This window comes from Kitasatospora sp. NPDC004240 (assembly GCF_053603215.1).
The window spans coordinates 34,600-52,328 of record NZ_JBSGFD010000043.1 but is presented as its reverse complement, the minus strand read 5'-3'; the positions used below and the strand labels follow the sequence as shown (position 1 = coordinate 52,328).

Annotated in this window: 18 protein-coding genes; 7 read left to right on the top strand and 11 right to left on the bottom strand. The window is 73.3% G+C overall.

All coding sequences use genetic code 11. The features are described 5' to 3' along the window. Together ACWEQL_RS14485 and ACWEQL_RS14480 are read right to left on the bottom strand one after the other, a co-directional pair. A partial coding sequence (locus ACWEQL_RS14485) for a hypothetical protein (RefSeq protein WP_452150565.1) occupies positions 1 to 185 on the bottom strand: 185 nt, incomplete at its 3' end. Beyond that, positions 178 to 462, bottom strand: coding sequence for a type II toxin-antitoxin system Phd/YefM family antitoxin (locus ACWEQL_RS14480; RefSeq protein ID WP_452150564.1), 285 nt, complete (start codon positions 460 to 462; stop codon positions 178 to 180). The genes ACWEQL_RS14485 and ACWEQL_RS14480, both read right to left, overlap by 8 nt. Before the next feature lie 156 nt (positions 463 to 618). Between ACWEQL_RS14480 and ACWEQL_RS14475 the strand changes: the two genes are divergently transcribed. From ACWEQL_RS14475 to ACWEQL_RS14465, 3 genes are all read left to right on the top strand, one after another. Then, the gene (locus ACWEQL_RS14475; RefSeq protein ID WP_452150563.1) at positions 619 to 912 is read left to right on the top strand and encodes a DUF6412 domain-containing protein; all 294 of its coding nucleotides are present in this window, start codon (positions 619 to 621) and stop codon (positions 910 to 912) included. 78 nt (positions 913 to 990) lie between these two features. Further along, a complete protein-coding gene (locus ACWEQL_RS14470) occupies positions 991 to 1,683 on the top strand; it encodes a YidC/Oxa1 family membrane protein insertase (protein ID WP_452150562.1) in 693 nt (230 codons plus the stop codon). A gap of 101 nt (positions 1,684 to 1,784) precedes the next feature. Further along, the gene (locus tag ACWEQL_RS14465; protein WP_452150561.1) at positions 1,785 to 2,771 is read left to right on the top strand and encodes a hypothetical protein; all 987 of its coding nucleotides are present in this window, start codon (positions 1,785 to 1,787) and stop codon (positions 2,769 to 2,771) included. Between the two features lie 83 nt (positions 2,772 to 2,854). On the opposite strand, the gene ACWEQL_RS14460 is transcribed toward ACWEQL_RS14465, so the two are convergent. Both ACWEQL_RS14460 and ACWEQL_RS14455 read right to left on the bottom strand, forming a co-directional pair. After that, complete coding sequence (locus tag ACWEQL_RS14460) at positions 2,855 to 3,913, bottom strand: adenosine deaminase (RefSeq protein ID WP_452150560.1); 1,059 nt, start codon at positions 3,911 to 3,913, stop codon at positions 2,855 to 2,857. A 51-nt stretch (positions 3,914 to 3,964) separates the two neighbouring features. Next, on the bottom strand, positions 3,965 to 5,260 hold the full coding sequence (locus ACWEQL_RS14455; RefSeq protein WP_452150559.1) for a DUF445 domain-containing protein: 1,296 nt from the start codon (positions 5,258 to 5,260) through the stop codon (positions 3,965 to 3,967). Positions 5,261 to 5,496: 236 nt separating this feature from the next. Here ACWEQL_RS14455 and ACWEQL_RS14450 point away from each other — a divergent pair, with 236 nt between their 5' ends. Continuing rightward, positions 5,497 to 5,949 (top strand): MerR family transcriptional regulator, encoded by a 453-nt coding sequence (locus ACWEQL_RS14450; RefSeq protein WP_452150558.1) that lies wholly within the window; start codon positions 5,497 to 5,499, stop codon positions 5,947 to 5,949. 33 nt (positions 5,950 to 5,982) lie between these two features. Here ACWEQL_RS14450 and ACWEQL_RS14445 read toward each other — a convergent pair whose 3' ends face one another. The 3 genes from ACWEQL_RS14445 to ACWEQL_RS14435 form a co-directional block, all read right to left on the bottom strand. Next, positions 5,983 to 6,942 carry an ABC transporter ATP-binding protein gene (locus ACWEQL_RS14445; protein WP_452150557.1) on the bottom strand — a complete coding sequence of 320 codons (960 nt, stop codon included), beginning with the start codon at positions 6,940 to 6,942 and terminating at the stop codon, positions 5,983 to 5,985. A gap of 75 nt (positions 6,943 to 7,017) precedes the next feature. Then, positions 7,018 to 7,857 carry an ABC transporter permease gene (locus ACWEQL_RS14440; RefSeq protein ID WP_452150556.1) on the bottom strand — a complete coding sequence of 280 codons (840 nt, stop codon included), beginning with the start codon at positions 7,855 to 7,857 and terminating at the stop codon, positions 7,018 to 7,020. Beyond that, entirely contained in the window at positions 7,850 to 8,719 is an 870-nt protein-coding gene (locus ACWEQL_RS14435; protein WP_452150555.1) for an ABC transporter permease, read from the bottom strand. Before ACWEQL_RS14435 ends, ACWEQL_RS14440 begins: the two co-directional genes overlap by 8 nt. 453 nt (positions 8,720 to 9,172) lie before the next feature. On the opposite strand from ACWEQL_RS14435, the gene ACWEQL_RS14430 reads away from it, so the two are divergent. After that, positions 9,173 to 11,455 (top strand): transglycosylase domain-containing protein, encoded by a 2,283-nt coding sequence (locus ACWEQL_RS14430; RefSeq protein ID WP_452150554.1) that lies wholly within the window; start codon positions 9,173 to 9,175, stop codon positions 11,453 to 11,455. Positions 11,456 to 11,490: 35 nt separating this feature from the next. On the opposite strand, the gene ACWEQL_RS14425 is transcribed toward ACWEQL_RS14430, so the two are convergent. The 3 genes from ACWEQL_RS14425 to ACWEQL_RS14415 all read right to left on the bottom strand — a co-directional run bounded on the left by ACWEQL_RS14425 (position 11,491) and on the right by ACWEQL_RS14415 (position 13,647). Then, positions 11,491 to 12,666 (bottom strand): winged helix DNA-binding domain-containing protein, encoded by a 1,176-nt coding sequence (locus ACWEQL_RS14425; RefSeq protein WP_452150553.1) that lies wholly within the window; start codon positions 12,664 to 12,666, stop codon positions 11,491 to 11,493. Positions 12,667 to 12,824: 158 nt separating this feature from the next. Beyond that, positions 12,825 to 13,127 carry a GroES family chaperonin gene (locus tag ACWEQL_RS14420; protein WP_375934398.1) on the bottom strand — a complete coding sequence of 101 codons (303 nt, stop codon included), beginning with the start codon at positions 13,125 to 13,127 and terminating at the stop codon, positions 12,825 to 12,827. A gap of 178 nt (positions 13,128 to 13,305) precedes the next feature. Beyond that, complete coding sequence (locus ACWEQL_RS14415; RefSeq protein WP_452150552.1) at positions 13,306 to 13,647, bottom strand: DUF3618 domain-containing protein; 342 nt, start codon at positions 13,645 to 13,647, stop codon at positions 13,306 to 13,308. Positions 13,648 to 13,801: 154 nt separating this feature from the next. Here ACWEQL_RS14415 and bcp point away from each other — a divergent pair, with 154 nt between their 5' ends. Together bcp and ACWEQL_RS14405 are read left to right on the top strand one after the other, a co-directional pair. Beyond that, positions 13,802 to 14,278 carry a thioredoxin-dependent thiol peroxidase gene (gene bcp, locus ACWEQL_RS14410; protein ID WP_452150551.1) on the top strand — a complete coding sequence of 159 codons (477 nt, stop codon included), beginning with the start codon at positions 13,802 to 13,804 and terminating at the stop codon, positions 14,276 to 14,278. 203 nt (positions 14,279 to 14,481) lie between these two features. Continuing rightward, complete coding sequence (locus ACWEQL_RS14405; RefSeq protein WP_452150550.1) at positions 14,482 to 15,189, top strand: hypothetical protein; 708 nt, start codon at positions 14,482 to 14,484, stop codon at positions 15,187 to 15,189. A 130-nt stretch (positions 15,190 to 15,319) separates the two neighbouring features. Here ACWEQL_RS14405 and ACWEQL_RS14400 read toward each other — a convergent pair whose 3' ends face one another. Then, positions 15,320 to 17,695, bottom strand: coding sequence for a chitinase C-terminal domain-containing protein (locus tag ACWEQL_RS14400; protein ID WP_452150568.1), 2,376 nt, complete (start codon positions 17,693 to 17,695; stop codon positions 15,320 to 15,322). Between the last annotated feature and the right edge of the window lie 34 nt (positions 17,696 to 17,729).

Genomic DNA, 17,729 nt, shown 5'->3' with positions numbered 1-17,729 from the left:
GTCACGACCACAGCCTGGCCCTGGGCGCTCTTCAGTACCGACGTCAGTTCCGCCACGCCCGGGGCCACGGCGCCCCGGGCCACAGCGCCCCGGGCCTCGGCGCTCGCGGTGCCCCCGGCGCTCCCGGCCGCCCCGTACCCGTCCGACGGCGGCCCCGCCGTCCGGCCGCGCCGCCGTTCAGCCACGCGGCCGCTCGAAGGGGTCGTCGCCCGGGTCGCCGATGAGCTCCTCCGGGCCGAGGTACTCCTCCGCCTCCTTGCGCATCTGCTGGTAGTCGACGCGCGGCAGCTTGGCGTGCCGGGCCACCAGCTCCTCCGCGCTGAGGCGCCGCCGCCCCGACACCGGTCGCAGCTCGGCGACCTCGACCCCGTTCCTGGTGATGTGGAAGGTCTCGCCGGCCTCCACCGCGTCCATCACCGCGGCGGAGTTGTTCCGGAACTCCCGCTGGGTAATCGTCCTCATCCATCCACGGTAGCCCCGTGTAGCCCCCTTCGCTACGGCGCGGCGGCGCACTTCCCGCCCCCCGGGAACTCCGCGCGCTCCACCGTCGTCCACACTGTCTGGAGCACCCCCGCCGGAACACCCCGGCGCCGGCGGCCGAACCGAGGAGGCGGACCCGTGACAGTCGTGGCGATGCTGCTCGGCCTGCTCCGGGTGCTGACCGGTGAGCTCACCGCGGACTCCGCCACCCTGACCTCCGTCGCCGCCGCGGCCGCGATGGTGCTGCTGGCCGGGGCGGTGACCGGCACGCTGGCCGCCTCGCGGCTGCTGGGCGCGCGGGCACCCGCCGCCGTACGGGCCGGGGTGCTGCGACGCCGGGCCCTGCGCACCGCCTTCCTCCCCCAGCGCGACCCGGACGCCCGGGGCCGGCGACGCCCCAGGGCGCCCGGCGCGGCCCCGGCGGCCGCGTAACCCTTCCGCTCCCGCGTTCCGCGGCCGCCCTCCGTCTCGTACCCCGTTTCCCCGAGACCCCGGAGGGCTCGCTCCACCATGTCCGTTCTCTCAGTGCTCGACCCCGTCGTCTCCCTGGCCCACGACGTCGTCGCCGTGCTCGCGCAGGTCCTGCCGACGGCGCTGGCCATCGTCCTGTTCACCGTCGGCGTCCGGCTCGCCCTGCACCCGCTGGCGCGGGCCGCCGCCCGGGGCGAGAAGGCCCGGATGCGGCTGGCCCCGCGGATCGCCGAGCTGCAGCGCAAGCACAAGGACCGCCCGGAGAAGCTCCAGGCCGCGCTCGCCACGCTCTACAAGGAGGAGAAGGCCTCGCCCTTCGCCGGGTGCCTGCCGATGCTGGTGCAGATCCCGTTCTTCTCGGTGATGTACCGCCTCTTCACCACGCCGAACGACCTGCTCGACCACACCGTGCTCGGCGTCCCGCTCGGCCTGCACGTGGGCGGCGCGCACGGCGCCGGGCAGCTGGTGGTCTTCGGTCTGCTGTACGCGGCGCTGGCGGGGGTCGGCTACGTGACCTTCCGCCGGGCCCGCCGGGCCACCGCGGCGGCGACCACCGCCCCGCAGCCGGGGACGGGCTTCCTGCCGTACCTGTCCTTCGGGACGGTGCTGTTCGCCGCCCTGGTCCCGCTGGCCGCCGGGATCTACCTGCTGACCACGAGCGCCTGGTCCGCCGCCGAACGCGCCTGGCTGCACCGGGGCACCGTGCCCGCCCCGGGGGTGGCGCTGGCCTGAAGCAGCCCACGGGGGGTGCGTTCCCGCGGGTGGCAGGCCGTCGCCCGCGGGGCCGCCGGGGCGCCCTGGACATGAACGTGACAGAGCGTCAGTCTGTTCGGATGGTCGAGACGATCGTGGCCCTGATCGGGGCGGTCTGCACCGTCCTCGGTCTGGGGATAAGCGTGGCCACCTATCGCCAGCAATCCGTCTACGCGCGCCGCACCGAGGAGCGCGCCGCCCGGGCCGAGCGGCTTGCCGACGAGGCCAGAGCCCGCAGCGAACGCGAGTCCGCCCGGCGGGAGCAGGAGCTGCAGACCTCGCAGGCCCAGCTCATCCACCTGGAGTCGTGGGGCACCGCGGTCGTGGTCATCAACCTCGGCCGGCTCCCGGTGACCGCGGTCCGGCTGTTCTGGCGGCAGTACGACATCACCCCGGGCGGCCGGGACCTCGACCTGCAGGGCAGACCCTCCCCCTACGGCTCGTCCGGGCACGACGAGGGCGAGGACACGGGCACGGGTACGGGGACGGGGACGGGCACCGAGGCGCATTCGGCGGGCGGCCGCTGGACCAACCGCCTGCTCGTCCGGGTACCGGACCTGGCGCCGGAGGACAAGCCGCTGCGCCTGGCCGACCTGAGCGTCGAGTTCACGGACGTCGGGCAGCGCCGCTGGCGGAAGTTCGGCACCGGCGCCCTGTACCGCACGACCCTCGTCAGCGGTGCCCCGCCGGTCTGGACCCACGTGCCCTACGGACCGCCGGCCGCCGCCCCGGCCCCGTGGGGTGCGTCCCCGCCGGCCCAGACACCGTCGAACCCGACACCGGCCGCCCCGACACCCTCGAACCCGGCACCGCCCACCCCGGCACCGGCACCGGCACCGGCACCGGCGAACCCGACACCGTCGGGCTCCGCGTGGGGTTCGTCACCGTCCGGCCCGTCCCGGGCCGGCGCGTCCCCGCCGGGTTCGTCCCCGCCGGCCTCGGCCGCCGCGTCCTCCGCCCTCGTCCTGCCGTTCCCCCACCTGACCGCGATGCGGGCCACCCGCTCGCTCCCGATGGCGCTGTTCTCCGTCGGGCTGGCCTGCCTCCTGTACCTGCTGCTGTTCTGAGCGGGACGGGCCGCCCGGACGGCGGTGCGCCCCGACGGCCGGGCCGCCGGGGCGCACCGCGGACACCGCGGGGCGGGGCCGGGTCAGCCCCGGTCCCACCCGGCGAGGTAGCCGTCGATCTCGCCGACGATCCGGGCCTTGCCCGCCGCGTCCAGGAAGGACGCCTCGACGGCGTTGCGGGCCAGCGCGGCGACCCCGGCCTCGTCCAGGTCCAGCAGCCGGGCCGCGACCGCGTACTCGGTGTTGAGGTCGGTGCCGAACATCGGCGGGTCGTCGCTGTTGACCGTGACCAGCAGCCCGGCGTCGACCATCCGCCGGATCGGGTGCTCCTCCATCCGCTCCACCGCGCGGGTCGCGATGTTGGAGGTCGGGCAGACCTCCAGCGGGATGCGGTGCTCGCCGAGGAAGTCCAGCAGCGCGGGGTCCTTGACCGCCTGCGTGCCGTGGCCGATGCGCTCGGCGCCCAGGACGCGCAGCGCGTCCCACACGGTCTCCGGGCCGGTGGTCTCGCCGGCGTGCGGGACGCTGCGCAGACCCACCGCCCGGGCGCGGTCGAAGTACGGCTTGAACTGCGGGCGCGGGACACCGATCTCCGGCCCACCGAGGCCGAAGCTGACCAGGCCCTCGGGGGCGAGGTCGACGGCCAGCCGGGCGGTCTCCTCGGCGGCGGCCAGGCCGGCCTCGCCGGGGATGTCGAAGCACCAGCGCAGCACGACGCCGAGGTCCTTCTCGGCACGCACCCGGGCGTCCTCGATCGCCTCCATGAAGGCGACGTCGGGGATGCCCCGGCTCACCGAGGAGTACGGGGTGATGGTCAGCTCCGCGTACCGGATGTTCTGCCGGGCCATGTCCTCGGCGACGCCGTAGGTCAGCGCGCGGACGTCCTCGGCGTCGCGGACCAGGTCCACGACGCTCAGGTAGACCTCGATGAAGTGGGCGAAGTCGGTGAAGGTGAAGTACTCGGCGAGCGCCTCGGGGTCGACCGGCACCTTCGAGTTGCCCCGGTGACGGGCCGCGAGCTCGGCCACCACCCGGGGCGAGGCCGATCCGACGTGGTGGACGTGCAGCTCCGCTTTCGGCATGCCGGCGATGAACGCCTCGATGCCACGACCGACGACCCGACTTCCGTCCGGCTGGACCACGGTGTCTCCCTCTTCCGCTACGCGCGTATCTCGCGGTCCAGCCAGGGTAAGTCACCCGCCGAGGGAGACCGCGACGGTGTGGATCAGGAGCCCCGCCAGCGCACCGACCACGGTGCCGTTGATCCGGATGAACTGGAGGTCGCGGCCCACGTTCGCCTCGATCTTGCGGGAGGCCTCGTCGGCGTCCCACCCGGCCACGGTCTCCGAGATCAGCGAGGTGATCTCGGTGCGGTAGGTGTCGACGACGTACTGGGCGGCGTCCTGCAGCCAGCCGTCCACCTTCGCCTGGAGCCGTTCGTCGCTCGCCAGCCGCTCCCCGAAGCGGCGCACCCCGTCGCGGATGCGCCGGCGCAGCTCGCTGTCCTCGTCCTCGGCGGCGTTGAGCACCAGGGTGCGCACGGCGGCCCAGGTGGAGGCGATCAGCTCCTGCACCTCGTGGCGGGCCAACAGGTCGGCCTTGGCCCGCTCCACCCGGGCGATGGTGTCCGGGTCGGTCTGCAGCTCGGTCGCGAAGTCGGCGAGGAAGTTGTCGATGGCGCCCCGGGCCGCGTGGTCCGGGTCGTCCCGTATGTCGGTGACGAAGCGCATCAGCTCCTTGTACACCCGCTCGCCGACCTGGTGGTCGAGGAACTTCGGGGTCCAGCCCGGGGTCTTCTGGGTGACCCGCCGCACGACCTCCTCGTGGTTCTCGGTCAGCCAGTCGTGCGCCCGTACGGTGACCAGGTCGACCACGCCGTGGTGCCCGCCGTCGGCCACCACCTTGCCGAGCATCCGGCCCATCGGCTCGGCCACCGAGGTGGCGGCCGCCCGCCGGGTGACCGCCTCGCCGACCACCGCCTGCACGTCGTCGTCCCGCAGGACGGCGAGCACGCCGCGCAGCGCCGCCGACGCCTCCTTGGTGACCCGCTCGGCGCTGCCGGGCGCGGCCAGCCACTCCCCGAGCCGCCGGGCGATGCCGAGCGCGGCGAGCCGGCCGCGCACCACGTGCCCGGAGAGGAAGTTCTCGCCGACGAAGTCGCCGAGCGACTTGCCGAAGGCGTCCTTCTTGGTGGGGATGATCGCGGTGTGCGGGATCGGCAGCCCGAACGGGCGGCGGAACAGCGCGGTGACGGCGAACCAGTCGGCCAGCGCGCCGACCATGCCGGCCTCCGCGGCCGCCGCCACGTACCCGGTCCAGGCGCCCGCACCGGCCGCCCCGGCCCAGGTGGCCAGGGCGAAGACCACGGTCGCGAGGGCCAGCAGGCCCGTCGCGATGGTCTTCATCCGGCGGACGCCGCGTCTCTTCTCCTCGTCGGCCGCGGTGAACCTGACCCCGGGTCCGGTCCCGCTGAAGGCATCGTCGCTCACCCCGCCAGTCTGCCCGGTGCCCGTCCCGGGCGGACGGCCCCACCCGGATTCCGCGTGCCGCGGCCCCGGGCGGTGCGCTCCTGCGGGCCGGCCCGGGTCTGCGACGACCGGGCCGCCGCGCTCGGGCCGGGGTGTCGGGGACGGTTCCGGGGGGTAGCCGTGTGCTCTGCGCGCCGCCTATGCTCGAACCCTCACACAGATGTGAGGGTCAAGCCATCGGATGTGGGGTCGGTCACATGCGCATCGGAGAGCTCTCGGCCCGTACGGGCACCTCCCGCCGCCTGCTGCGCTACTACGAGGAGCAGCGGCTGATCCTGCCGCTGCGCACCGCCAACGGCTACCGCGAGTACGACGAGCGGCTGGTCGACCGGGTGGCGCAGATCCGCGGGCTGCTCGACGCGGGCCTGCCCACCCGGATCATCCGTCAGATCCTGCCCTGCCTGGACAGGCCCCGCGCCATCCACCTCCCGGACGCCACACCGGAGATGATCGCCACCCTGGAGCACGAGCGGGACCGGATGACCGAACGCATCCGCAACCTCACCCGCAACCGGGACGCCATCGCCGAGTACCTGGACGAGGTGCGCGGGGGCGCCGACGGGGGCGCCGGGGCCGCTCCCGGCCGGACCGGCCCCACGCCCGGCCGGACCGGGTCGGCGCCCGGCCCGGCCGGCGTGACGGCCTCCTGACCCCGCCGGCGTGACCCCGCCCCCGCCCCCGGCTCAGCCGATGGCGACCTCCGCGTACATCCGCGCGATGACGTCCTCGATCGCCGGTTCGCGCACCGAGAGGTCGACCATCGGGTAGCGGTCGGCGACGGCCGCCACGATCGGGGCCGCGCTCTGCTGGGCGGGGAAGGCCAGCCACTGGCGCGGGCCCTCGACCCTGACCACCCGCGCCCCGGGGACCTCGATCGCCGACCGGGCCTCGGCGAGGTCGACGACCAGCGTCCGTTCGCTGTCGCCGGCCGTGTGCAGACCGTCCAGGTCACCGTCGTAGACCACCCGGCCGTGGTCGATCACCATCACCCGGCCGCACAGCTGCTCGATGTCGGTGAGGTCGTGGGTGGTGAGCAGCACCGTCGTGCCCTGCTCCCGGTTCACCTCCCGCAGGAACTCCCGCACCTTGCCCTTGCTGATCACGTCGAGCCCGATGGTCGGCTCGTCCAGGTAGAGCACCTGGGGCTCGTGGAGCAGGGCCGCCGCCAGGTCGCCGCGCATCCGCTGGCCGAGCGAGAGCTGCCGTACGGGGGTGTCCAGCAGGGCGCCCAGGTCGAGGAGTTCGACGCAGCGCGCGAGGTTGGCGCGGTAGCGGGCCTCCGGGATGCGGTAGATGCGGCGCGCCAGCTCGTACGAGTCGCGCAGCGGGAGGTCCCACCAGAGCGTGGTGCGCTGGCCGAAGACCACGCCGATGCGGCGGGCCAGCGCGACGCGTTCGCGGGCCGGGTCGACGCCGGCCACCCGCAGGCGTCCGCCGGAGGGCACCAGGATGCCGGTGAGCATCTTGATGGTGGTGGACTTGCCGGCGCCGTTCGGGCCGATGTAGCCGACGCACTCCCCCGCGTCGACCGTGAAGGTCAGGCCGTCCACCGCCCGGACCTCGCGTTTCTCCCGCCTGAACCGGCCCGCCTTGGCGCGGACGGTGAAGATGCGGCTGACGTCCTCGAGTTCGATCAGTGCCATGGGCTGTGTGCTTCCTCTCTGCGGTACGACCGGTCGTGACGACGGGGATCGGAGGGGCGGTGCCGGAGGGGGTGATCAGCTGCCCGTGCCGCGGTACGCCCGCAGGCCCGCGCGCCACATCAGGCCGGCCGCGGCCACCGCGAGGGCGGCGGCGACCGGTGAGGCGAACTGGAAGGCGGTGGGCAGGCCCAGCGGGTCGGGGCGGTCGAGGATGCGCAGCGCGGGCAACCAGTTGACGAAGGCGAGCGGGATGCCGAAGACCACGCCCGCCACCAGTTCCTTGGCGAAGATGGTCGGCGGGTAGTGCAGCAGCGTGGCGCCGCCGTAGGTGAAGGAGTTCTGGATCTCCTTGGCCTCGCCCCACCAGAACTGCAGCGCCGCGAAGCCGATGAAGACCGCCGCGAAGATGACCACCCCGCAGAGCAGCAGCACCGGCACCAGCAGCACCCGGTCCCAGGTCCAGGTGACGTCGATCGCGGTCAGCGACCAGGCCAGGACGGCCGAGGCCTGCAGCGGGCGGCCCAGGCGCCGCAGCGCGAAGCGTTCCGCGCAGACCTGGGCGAGCGCGGGCGCGGGCCGGATCAGCATGGTGTCCAGCGTGCCGGCGGTGATCCGCTGGCCGAGCGAGTCCACGCTGCCGACCACGGCGTTGGAGACGCCGAGCGCGAAGCCGGAGGTGCCGTAGAGGAAGCCGAGTTCGGCCAGGGTCCAGCCGCCGAGCTGGTCGGTGTGCAGGAACATCAGCACGACCACCACGAAGTCCAGCGAGTTGAGCACGACGTTGGACAGCAGCATCAGCACGAAGGACGTCCGGTAGGACATGGTCGCGCGGACCCACATCCCGGCCATCAGCCACCAGGACCGCACCGCCCACCGGGCCCGGCCGCCCCCGCCGCCGATCAGGAGCTCAGCCACCCTGGACCACCACCCTGCGCGTCGCGAGCAGCTGCACCACCCGGCCGAGCGCCAGCAGCACCACGGCCCAGCACAGCTGGAAGCCGAGCGTGCCGGCCAGGCCGGCGCCGGTGCTCCGCTCCAGGAAGACGTCGGTGGGCGACTGGACCAGCGCCGCCCAGGGCAGCGCCCGGGCCACCGGCCCGAGCCAGCCGGGGAACAGGGAGAGCGGCAGCAGCATCCCGGAGAAGAACATCGACACCACCAGCACCACCGAGCGCACCCCGTCGATGTCGTGCAGCCAGAAGCCGGTGAGCGAGACCAGGTAGCGCAGCCCGAAGCTGACCACGACCGCGAGCAGCACGGACAGCAGGAAGACCGCCCAGGTCAGCGGCCGCTCCGGCATCCGGGTGCGGAAGACCAGGGCGCCGACCACGGTGGGCACCGCGCCCCGGGTGACCAGGTGGAAGCCGGCCCGGCCGAGGTCGGTGGCCAGCCACCAGCCCTGGAAGTCCACCGGGCGGTAGAGGTCGATGGCGATGTCGCCGGTGCGGAAGCGCTCCTGGAGGTCGTCCTGGAAGCCGCCGCCCCACACCGCGACGGTCACCAGCAGGGCCTGGCTGACCCAGATGTAGGTGACCGCCTCGTGCTGGTCGTAGCCGCCGAGGCCGGGGCGGGCCTGCCAGAGGGCGAGGAAGGTGGAGGCGAGGATGAAGCCGAAGACGGTGTTGGTGAAGGCGCCGGCGAAGGTCGCCGCCCGGTAGGTGGCGTAGCGGCGGAACGCCCCCCGGGCCACGGCGAGGTAGAGCCTGGCGGCGCCCCCGTCGTCCCCGGGCGGTGGAGGGGGCCTGAGCTGCGACGCTGCTGGCACAGCATTCGGCATATTGTCTCCTTGTCGACAAATAGGGGCGTACAAGGGTGCGCATCCACGCGAACGCACGCCGGACCGGCTCCGACCGGCCGGACCGGGGGGTCCCGGGCGGGGGCGGGCGGAGCTGCGCCGAGTGACTTCGCTATGCGGTTTGCACCTTTCACCGTAGCGCCGCCGATCACCCGGCGCACCCGGTTTCCCCACCCCGGTGACACCCCCACCGCACCGCCGCACCACCACCGCACCGCCACTGACCCCCGGTCACCCCCGCCCCCGGAGCGGCCCCCCGAAGTGGCCCCGGGGCCGACGGCCGGGACCCGGCCGGAACCGCCCCCGCGGCCGCGGCCGGGGCACCGGCCGAGGCGCCCCCCGACCCCGGCGGCCGGACCACCGCACACCCGCCGCCGTGAAACTGCGCCAAAAGAGAAGCGCTTGATTCCGGATCAAATAGCACATAATCGCGGCATGAACCTGAGCGCGAAGCTGCGCACCCGCCGCCAGGCCAAACGGCAGGCCCGCCGCGAGGCCCGCCGGGCCCTGCCGCTCTGGCGGCGGCTGCTGCCCACCTGGCGGGTCACCCTGGGCGCGCTCACCGCCGTCGTCCTGCTGGCCGTCGGCGCCTTCGCCGTGCTCTACCTGATCGTGCCCGTCCCCGACCCCAACGCGCACGCCGTCGCCCAGAAGAACATCTACTTCTACGCCGACGGCACCACCGAGATCGCCCGCACCGGCGCCGTCAACCGCATCGACGTCACCCTCGCGCAGGTCCCCCTCGACACCCAGCACGCCGTCGTCGCCGCCGAGGACCGCAGCTTCTACCAGAACCGCGGCATCGACCTGAAGGGCATGGTCCGCGCCGGCTGGAACACCCTCCTCGGCCAGGGCACCCAGGGCGGCTCCACCATCACCCAGCAGTACGTCAAGAACTACTACCTGACCCAGGACCAGACCTTCTCCCGCAAGGGCCGCGAACTCTTCATCGCGCTCAAGGTCGACCAGCAGCGCGACAAGGAGGAGATCCTCACCGGCTACCTCAACACCAGTTACTTCGGCCGCAACGCCTACGGCATCCAGAGCGCCGCCAACGCCTACTACGGCGTCGACGTCGACCGGCTCAGCCTCGCCCAGGGCGCCTACCTCGCCGCCGTCCTCCAGGCCCCCAGCGCCTACGACGTGCGCGTCGCCACCCCCGCCAACCGCGAGAAGGCCGTCGCCCGCTGGAACTACACCCTCGACGGCATGGTCCAGCTCGGCTTCCTGGACCCCGCCACCCGCGCCGCCACCACCTTCCCCGAACCGATCGAACCGCAGCCCGCCACCGGCCTCGCCGGCCAGGCCGGCTACCTGGTCGGCGTCGCCGACGACTACCTCGTCTCCGCCGGCATCCTCGACAGCGCCACCCTCAAGGCCGGCGGCTGGCGGATCACCACCAGCTTCGACAAGGCCAAGCAGGACGCCTTCACCAAGGCCGTCCAGCAGGAGCTCACCGACGAGCTCGACGCCAAGGCCCGCCCCACCACCGACACCGACGTCCGCGTCGCCGGCGCCTCCGTCGAGACCGCCACCGGCCGGATCGTCGCCGTCTACGGCGGCCCCGACTACGCCAAGCAGCCCTACAACGACGCGCTGCGCCAGGACAACCAGATCGGCTCCACCTTCAAGCCCTTCGACCTCGCCGCCGGCCTCAACTCCGGCCGCAGCAGCGGCGACGGACGCCCGATCACCGCCGAGACCCGGTACGACGGCACCAGCGAACGGCCCGTCGTCGGCGGCCCCACCCCGTACGCGCCGCCCAACGAGGACGACATCGACTACGGCCACATCAGCCTGCGGCTCGCCATGGCGAAGTCGGTCAACTCCGTGTACGCGCAGCTCGGCGTCGACGCCGGACTCGCCCACGTCCGGGACACCGCCATCCGGCTCGGCATCCCCGACAACGTCCCCGGCATGGACCCGGCCCACACCTCGATGACCCTCGGCACCGCCACCCCCAGCGCCGTCAACCTGGCCGGCGCGTACGCCGCCCTCGCCAACCACGGCCAGGCCCACACCCCGTGGGCCGTCCTCAAGCTCGAACGCACCGGCTACCCCGACGTACCCGGACTGCCCGAACACGTGCCCACCACCGCCATCGACCGCAACACCGCCGACGCCGTCACCGACGTGCTGCGCGACGTCGTCAGCACGCGCGGCACCGGAGCCGCCGCCCTCGACCTCGGCCGCCCGGCCGCCGGCAAGACCGGCACCACCGACTCCAACCTCTCCGCCTGGTTCGCCGGCTACACCCCCGAACTCGCCACCACCGTCGGCCTGTTCCGCGAGCACCCGAAGACCCACGCCAAGGAGCCGCTGGCCGGCACCGCCGGCTTCGACCGCGTCAACGGCGGCGCCTTCCCCACCCAGATCTGGACCGCCTACATGAGCGAGGCCCTGGACGGCACCGACGTCCAGGACTTCGACCTGCAGTTCACCCGCGCCAACCGCCGGCCCGAACGGTTCACCACCACCCCGCCCCGGACCCCCGGCCCGACCGCCACCACCACGCCCAGCACCCCGGCCGCGCCCACCGAGCAGCCCCGGCCCGGCCCCGGCGGCACCCCGCCGCCCCAGCCCACCCAGGCCCCCGCCCAGCCGGGCCCCGAGCCCAGCCGGGCGGCCACCCCCACCGCCCAGCCGACCCCCACCCGCCCGACCACCGACCGGACCCCCACCCCGGCCGCCGGCACCACCCCGCCCCCCAAGCCGTGATCCGCCGCGTCCCCAGGCGCTGAGCTCCCGCGACCCTAGGCGCTGAGCTCCCGCTCCAGCGGCGTACGGAACCGCGGTGTCACCCGGACCTCCCCCAGCCAGCCCGACAACCGCGCGGCCTCCACCCCGACCGCCGCCGCGGCCTCCGCGCCCAGGTCCTCGAACAGCCGCCACACCACCTCGCCGTCCGCCCGCTGCGCCCAGCCGCCGACCACCCGGCCGTTCCACCACACGGTCGGCCCGGCGTTGCCCGCCCGGTCGAACAGCGCCGGCACGTCCTCGGGCCGCAGGTACCAGTCACGCCCGCGCCAGCCCATCACGGTCGGGTCCAGCCCCGGCAGCAGGGCGGCCCACGGCTCCGGCTCCGCCACCGCGGCGGCGTCCCCCGGCAGCACCAGGCCGCTCCCCCCACCGTCCAGCGCGACCTCCTCGGCGGCCACGTCGGCCAGCGCCCTGCGGGTGTCCCCGAGCGTCCAGCCCGTCCACCACTTCACGTCCTCCACCGTGGCCGGCCCGAACGCCGCCAGCCAGCGCCGCACCACCTCGGCCTTGGACTCCCGCACCGGCAGCTCCGGCCACTGCGGCACCGGCGCCCACGGGTAGATGCTGCTCAGCCAGGAGCCACGCGGCCGGCAGCGGCGGACGTGCCCGTCCGAGGCGAGCTGCCGCAGCAGCCGGCTGCCCACGCTCTGCCGGTTCTCGTACGGCTTGCCCACCGCCATCAGCATCGTCTCACGCAACGCCGGTACGTCGGCACCGAGTTCGGACGTCGTCGCCTCGCCGCGCCGCTCCAGCGCGGCCAGCACCTCCCGCTCGGTGGCCGCCAGCCTCGCCGCGTCCCAGCCCTCCGCGAACTGTGCCAGGTGCTTGAGCAGCGTGGCCCGCTCCTTGGCCGCGATCGCCCGGGCCGTCGAGGAGCTGACGTACGGCGCGAAGCCCTCGGTGACCGCGAACACCGTCCGCCGCATCGACAGCAGCTTCACCAGGGTGACGTCCTCGTACAGCGCCCGCTCCACCTCCCCGGCCGAGGGCTCCGCGAGGCGCGCGCACGCCGACAGGTACACCGTCGCGGGGTCCGAGGCGTGCAGCCCGACCACCGCGTCCGCCACCTCCTCCACCCGGCCCGCCCGCGCCGCGGGCACCAGGAGGTGACGCCGCCCGAGCCGGGCACGCCGCTGACCGTCATCGACCGTGGGCAGACGAGAGCTCATGGCCGGACGCTACTACCCGCCACCGACAGACGACGGCGGGCCGTCACGCCTCACGCGTGACGGCCCGCCGCGAGCCGCTCCCGGCCCGGGGGTCCCGAGGGGCCCGGACGTCCCGAGGGGTCCGGACGTCCCGGGCGGCCCGGGGATCCCGGGGAGGCTCAGAGGTACAGCCCGGTCGAGCCCTCCGTGTCGCCGAAGCGCATCGCCGCGACCGCGTGCAGATCACGCTCGCGCAGCAGCACGTACGTGGCGCCGCGGACCTCGACCTCCAGCTTGTCCTCCGGGTCGTACAGCACCCGGTCGCCCGGCTCGACGGAGCGCACGCTCTGGCCGACCGCAACAGCTTCCGCCCACGCGCACCTTTTACTCAGCTCCGCGGTCGCCGGGATGAGGATGCCGCCGGTCGAGCGCCGCTCGCCCTCGCCGCCCTCGGTCTTCACCAGGACCCGGTCGTGCAGCATCTTGATCGGCAGCTTCTCGCCCAGCCGGTCGTGGCGCGGGGAGTCGGACTGCTCACGTTCGTCGTTCGTACTCACGCCCCGAAGGTACCGCCCCACGGCCCCCGACGTGATGCCGACCGACATCCGGGCGGCGCCGCGGGCGGTCACCGGAGCCGGGCGGCGGCCGCCGGGGAGCGGCTCAGCGCTTGCGGCGCCGGCGCGCGGAGGCCACCAGCAGCACCAGACCGACGCCCACCAGCGCGGCCGGCACGACCCGCTCCTTGCGCGGCTGCCCCTGCTCGTCCACGAACTGGGCCCGGGCCCTCTCGACCGCGGCGTGGGCGGCCACGTACGCCCGGCCGGCCCGCTCCTCGACGGCGGCCACGGCCTTCGCCTTGACCTGGGCGGAGACGGTGGTCGGGTGCACCCGCATCGCGAGCTCGTCCAGGGTCGCCGCCAGCTGGGTGCGGGTACGGGCGATGTCCGCCTCGATCTGGGCGGTCGTCCGCCCCGCCTGGTCCTTCGTCCTCGCCTCGCCCACGCGGGCCACCCCACTTCACTACTACGTCACTGTTGTCGTCCGGTGCGACCGGCCCAGTCTGTCAGCTGCCGAGCGGGGCCGCGCGGCCCCACCCACCATCGGGGGTAAGTTTGCCGTGGTACGACCACCGGTCCACGCTTCAGGAGAGTCCACCGTGAGCGAGCGTCTTCAGCCCGGCGACACCGCGCCGGCCTTCACCCTGTCCGACGCCGACGGCAACCAGGTGTCCCTGGCCGGCCACCTCGGCCGCAAGGTGATCGTCTACTTCTACCCGGCCGCGCTCACCCCCGGCTGCACCAAGCAGGCCTGCGACTTCACCGACAACCTGGAGGTCTTCGCCGGCGCCGGGTACGACGTGATCGGCGTCTCCCCGGACAAGCCGGAGAAGCTCGGGAAGTTCCGCGAGGCCGAGGACCTCAAGGTCACCCTGCTCTCCGACCCCGAGAAGGCGGTGCTGGAGGCGTACGGCGCCTTCGGCGAGAAGAAGCTGTACGGCAAGACGGTCACCGGCGTGATCCGCTCCACCGTGATCGTCGACGAGCAGGGCAAGGTCGAGCGGGCCCTCTACAACGTGAAGGCCACCGGCCACGTCGCCAAGCTGCTGCGCGACCTGGAGGTCGGCACGGCCTGACCCCTGCCGCGGCCCCCCGGTACCCGGCGGCGGTGGACGGCGGTGTCACTCTGTCACCGCCGTGTACCGGGGGTGTCCGCACTCGACGAACGGGTATCCACCAGGCCTTCAACGGTCCTAACGTGATCAGCGCACCGGGCCGCGCAGGCCCGGCGCCCGGGTCCAGCAGCCCGGATTCCGTTCGTCACCACAGGAGTTCACCCGTGCAGAGCGTCAGAACCGGTTCCGCCCGCCTCGCCGTCACCGTGGGCGCCGTCGTGGCGGCCCTCGCGCTCAGCGCGTGCGGCCCCGAGAACGCGGAGAACGCGGGCCCCGCGGCCACCGCCCAGCCCACCGCGGCCCCGACCGCCGCGACCGGCCAGCCGAGCGCCACCACCAAGCCCGCCCCGAGCGGCGCCGCCACCACCAAGCCCGCCCCGGCCCCGACCGGCACCGCCCCGGCCGGCAAGCACAAGGTCGTCGACGCCCCCACCGCGGGCGGGCTGGCCAAGGCCACCGGCGCCGGAGCGGTCACCGACGTCCCGGTCGACCCGGGCGAGATGCGCCCCGGCATGAACCTGGTGGTCGCCAACTACGACAACCCCGGCCAGGGCGCGGCCCGCAAGGTCCTCGTGGTCGCGGTCGACAACGTCCCCGAGGACCCCAACAAGCGGCGCGAGCACCTGTGGCGCGGGATGATCGACCACGCTCTGAAGAACGGCTCGACCGGCGACCCCACCACCGCCAAGCCCTATGCGGCCGGCCCTCTCGGCGGCTCGCTGGAGTGCCTGTCGCTGCCCGAGGCCGCGACCACCGACGTCATCTGCGGCTGGGCCGACGGGTCCACCGCGGGTGTGGCGCTGTTCCCGAAGACCACCCCGGCCGCCGCGGCCACCCTCTTCGCGGCGATGCGCGGCGACCTGGAGAAGTAGCACCGGCGGGCCCCGGCCCGGACCGTCGGCGCGCACCGGAACGAAGCAGCGGTGGCGGCGCACCCCCCGACCGGGTGCACCGCCACCGCCGTCTCTCACCTCAGTGAGCCGGACTCATCGGACGAACCGATCAGCAGGCCCCGAGGTCGCTCCAGACACCCCAGCTGCCGCTGAGCGCCGGGTCGTCGCCCTTGGTCCACCACTTGTTCTGGTAGTAGTGGCCCTTCCAGGACACCTTGGTCGGGGTGGCGTAGGTGGTGCCCGCGTCCCAGCTCGGCGCGCCCGAGCAGGTGCCCGAGGTGGCCGTCGAGGTCGCGGTCGCCGTCGCGGTGGCCGTGGCCGTCGCCGTGGCGGTGGCCGTCGCGGTCGCGGTGGTCGTGCCGGTCGGGGTCGGCGAGGAGGTGGAACCGCCGGTCGAGCCGCGGGTCAGGTCACCCTTCAGGCCGTACAGCGTGCCGCCGACGTTGACCGTCCAGTTCGACGGGGTCGAGACCGGCAGGTAGTAGACGAAGTCCATGTCGATCGACGCGCCCGGCGCCAGCGACTGCCAGCCCGGCAGCTTCACCGAGACGCGGTTGTAGGTGCCCTTGAGGCCGCCCACGTTGCTGCCCGTGTGGTCGCTGCGGATCACCTGGCTGCCGAAGCCCGACTGGTCCTTGGCGTTGCCCGGCGCCGAGACGCCGTAGTCGAACTGGAACTCCGTGCCGCCCGGCAGGGTCACCGTGGAGTTGTTCACGATGTGCAGCTTCGGGTTGATCGGGTAGTTCGAGTCACCCAGCGCGAAGTTGGTGAACGACACGTCGATCGGCAGGGTCTGCTGCGGCAGCGCGATCGTCGAGCGGGTCGCGCCGTACGGCGAGGCCGCCTTGAACTTGTCGTACATCAGGTTGGTCAGCGTCGAGCCCGGAACGTACTGGCCCTTGCCGCCGTTGGCGGTCGCGTCCCACTTGTAGTCGCCCGCGAGCTCCCAGATCATCGCACCGCCGACGCCCTGGTTGATCACGTAGTCGGCCTTGGCGCCCACGGACTGCTCGTCCTCGGTGGAGAGGAAGACCTTCTTGTCCGCGTTCCACAGCCACGGCGCCACCAGGGTGGAGTCGTAGTTGCGGGTGTAGCTGCCCTGCAGTGCGGTGTCGCCCACGCCGTACTTGGAGAGGTAGTCCGGGACGACGCCCTTCTCCAGGTTCTTGGCGTGCCACATCGGGTTGGAGCCCGCCGGGGACTCCTTGCCCGCGTCGTCCTTGTCGTGCCACAGGTTGTCGATGCCGACGGCGCCGTCACCACAGGTGGTCAGGCCGGAGCCGAGCGGGCAGTTGGTGGTCGACGCGGTGCCCCAGAGGCCGTTGGTGCCACCGGTGACGTTCTTGAAGCCGCGGGTGTAGTACGGCAGGCCGACGTTGATCCGGCCGGCCGGCATCGAGCCGCGGAAGTAGTGGAACGCCCAGTCGGTGTTCAGGTAGCCGATGCCGCCGTACTGCGAGGTGCCGTACACGTTGGCCGAGGCCAGCTCGGCGTCCTTGCCGTCGTCGAACAGCGAGGCGTTCGGGCCGACGTACTTGTTCCAGGCGCCGTGCAGGTCGTACGACATGATGTTGACGTAGTCCAGGTACTGGCCGATCTGGAACGTCTCCATGCCGCGCAGCAGGTAGCCCGAGGACGGGGCCGCGACCGAGAGCATGTAGTGCTTGCCGTCGGCGGCGCCGGCCCGGTCGAGCTTCTCGCGCAGGGTCTTCATCAGCGCGGCGTAACCCTTGTTCAGGGAGGCGCGCTTGCCGTTGGCGATGGTCCAGTCGGCCGGGTTGCCCGCGTCCTTCATCGAGGTCGGGTACTCGTAGTCGATGTCGACGCCGTTGAACCCGTACTTCTTGATGAAGTCCACCGCCGAGTCGGCGAAGGTGTTGATGCCGGTCTGGTTGACGCTGCCGTCCGCGTTGACCGTCATCGAGTAGAAGCCGCCCGAGTTGACGCGGCTGCCGTCGTCACCGAAGTAGCCACCGGTCTCGGCCCAACCGCCCACCGAGATCAGCGTCTTGACGTTCGGGTACTGCTTCTTGTACTTCGTCAGCAGGTTGAAGTGACCCTTGTAGGGCAGCGTCGGGTCCAGCTCGGCGCCGGCCACGCCCGGGAAGGAGATCCCGGTGGCCTCGTTCTTGTCGTTGTCCGTGCCGACCGACAGCTTGTTGTCACTGCCGATGTGCCCGAAGGCGTAGTTGAGGTGGGTGACCTTGTCCCAGGGGATGTTGTTCACCAGGTAGGGGGCGGTCCCGTCCTTGCCGGTCCGCCAGCCCGTGAAGTAGCCGATGATGCGGCGCTGGTGGTCCGCGCCCATCTTCTCGCGGCCCTCGGTGTCGTACACGTTGCAGTACGGGACGTCCACGCCGGGCGTGGCGTACAGACCGTCAGGGCGACACGCGGCGTTGTCGACGGTGGCCGACGCCTGCGAGGGCGCCGCACCCAGCGTCGCCACCAGCAGGCCGGCCAGCGACGCCGCGGCCATCGAGGCCATGCCCGCCCGGGCGGCCGGGCTCTTTCGGTGGCGG

Coding starts and splice junctions, on each gene's coding strand:
- ACWEQL_RS14480 (WP_452150564.1), bottom strand. CDS start 462: ATGAGGACGATTACCCAGCGGGAGTTCCGGAACAACTCCGCCGCGGTG.
- ACWEQL_RS14470 (WP_452150562.1), top strand. CDS start 991: ATGTCCGTTCTCTCAGTGCTCGACCCCGTCGTCTCCCTGGCCCACGAC.
- ACWEQL_RS14465 (WP_452150561.1), top strand. CDS start 1,785: ATGGTCGAGACGATCGTGGCCCTGATCGGGGCGGTCTGCACCGTCCTC.
- ACWEQL_RS14450 (WP_452150558.1), top strand. CDS start 5,497: ATGCGCATCGGAGAGCTCTCGGCCCGTACGGGCACCTCCCGCCGCCTG.
- ACWEQL_RS14445 (WP_452150557.1), bottom strand. CDS start 6,942: ATGGCACTGATCGAACTCGAGGACGTCAGCCGCATCTTCACCGTCCGC.
- ACWEQL_RS14435 (WP_452150555.1), bottom strand. CDS start 8,719: ATGCCGAATGCTGTGCCAGCAGCGTCGCAGCTCAGGCCCCCTCCACCG.
- ACWEQL_RS14430 (WP_452150554.1), top strand. CDS start 9,173: ATGAACCTGAGCGCGAAGCTGCGCACCCGCCGCCAGGCCAAACGGCAG.
- ACWEQL_RS14425 (WP_452150553.1), bottom strand. CDS start 12,666: ATGAGCTCTCGTCTGCCCACGGTCGATGACGGTCAGCGGCGTGCCCGG.
- ACWEQL_RS14420 (WP_375934398.1), bottom strand. CDS start 13,127: ATGCTGCACGACCGGGTCCTGGTGAAGACCGAGGGCGGCGAGGGCGAG.
- ACWEQL_RS14400 (WP_452150568.1), bottom strand. CDS start 17,695: ATGGCCTCGATGGCCGCGGCGTCGCTGGCCGGCCTGCTGGTGGCGACG.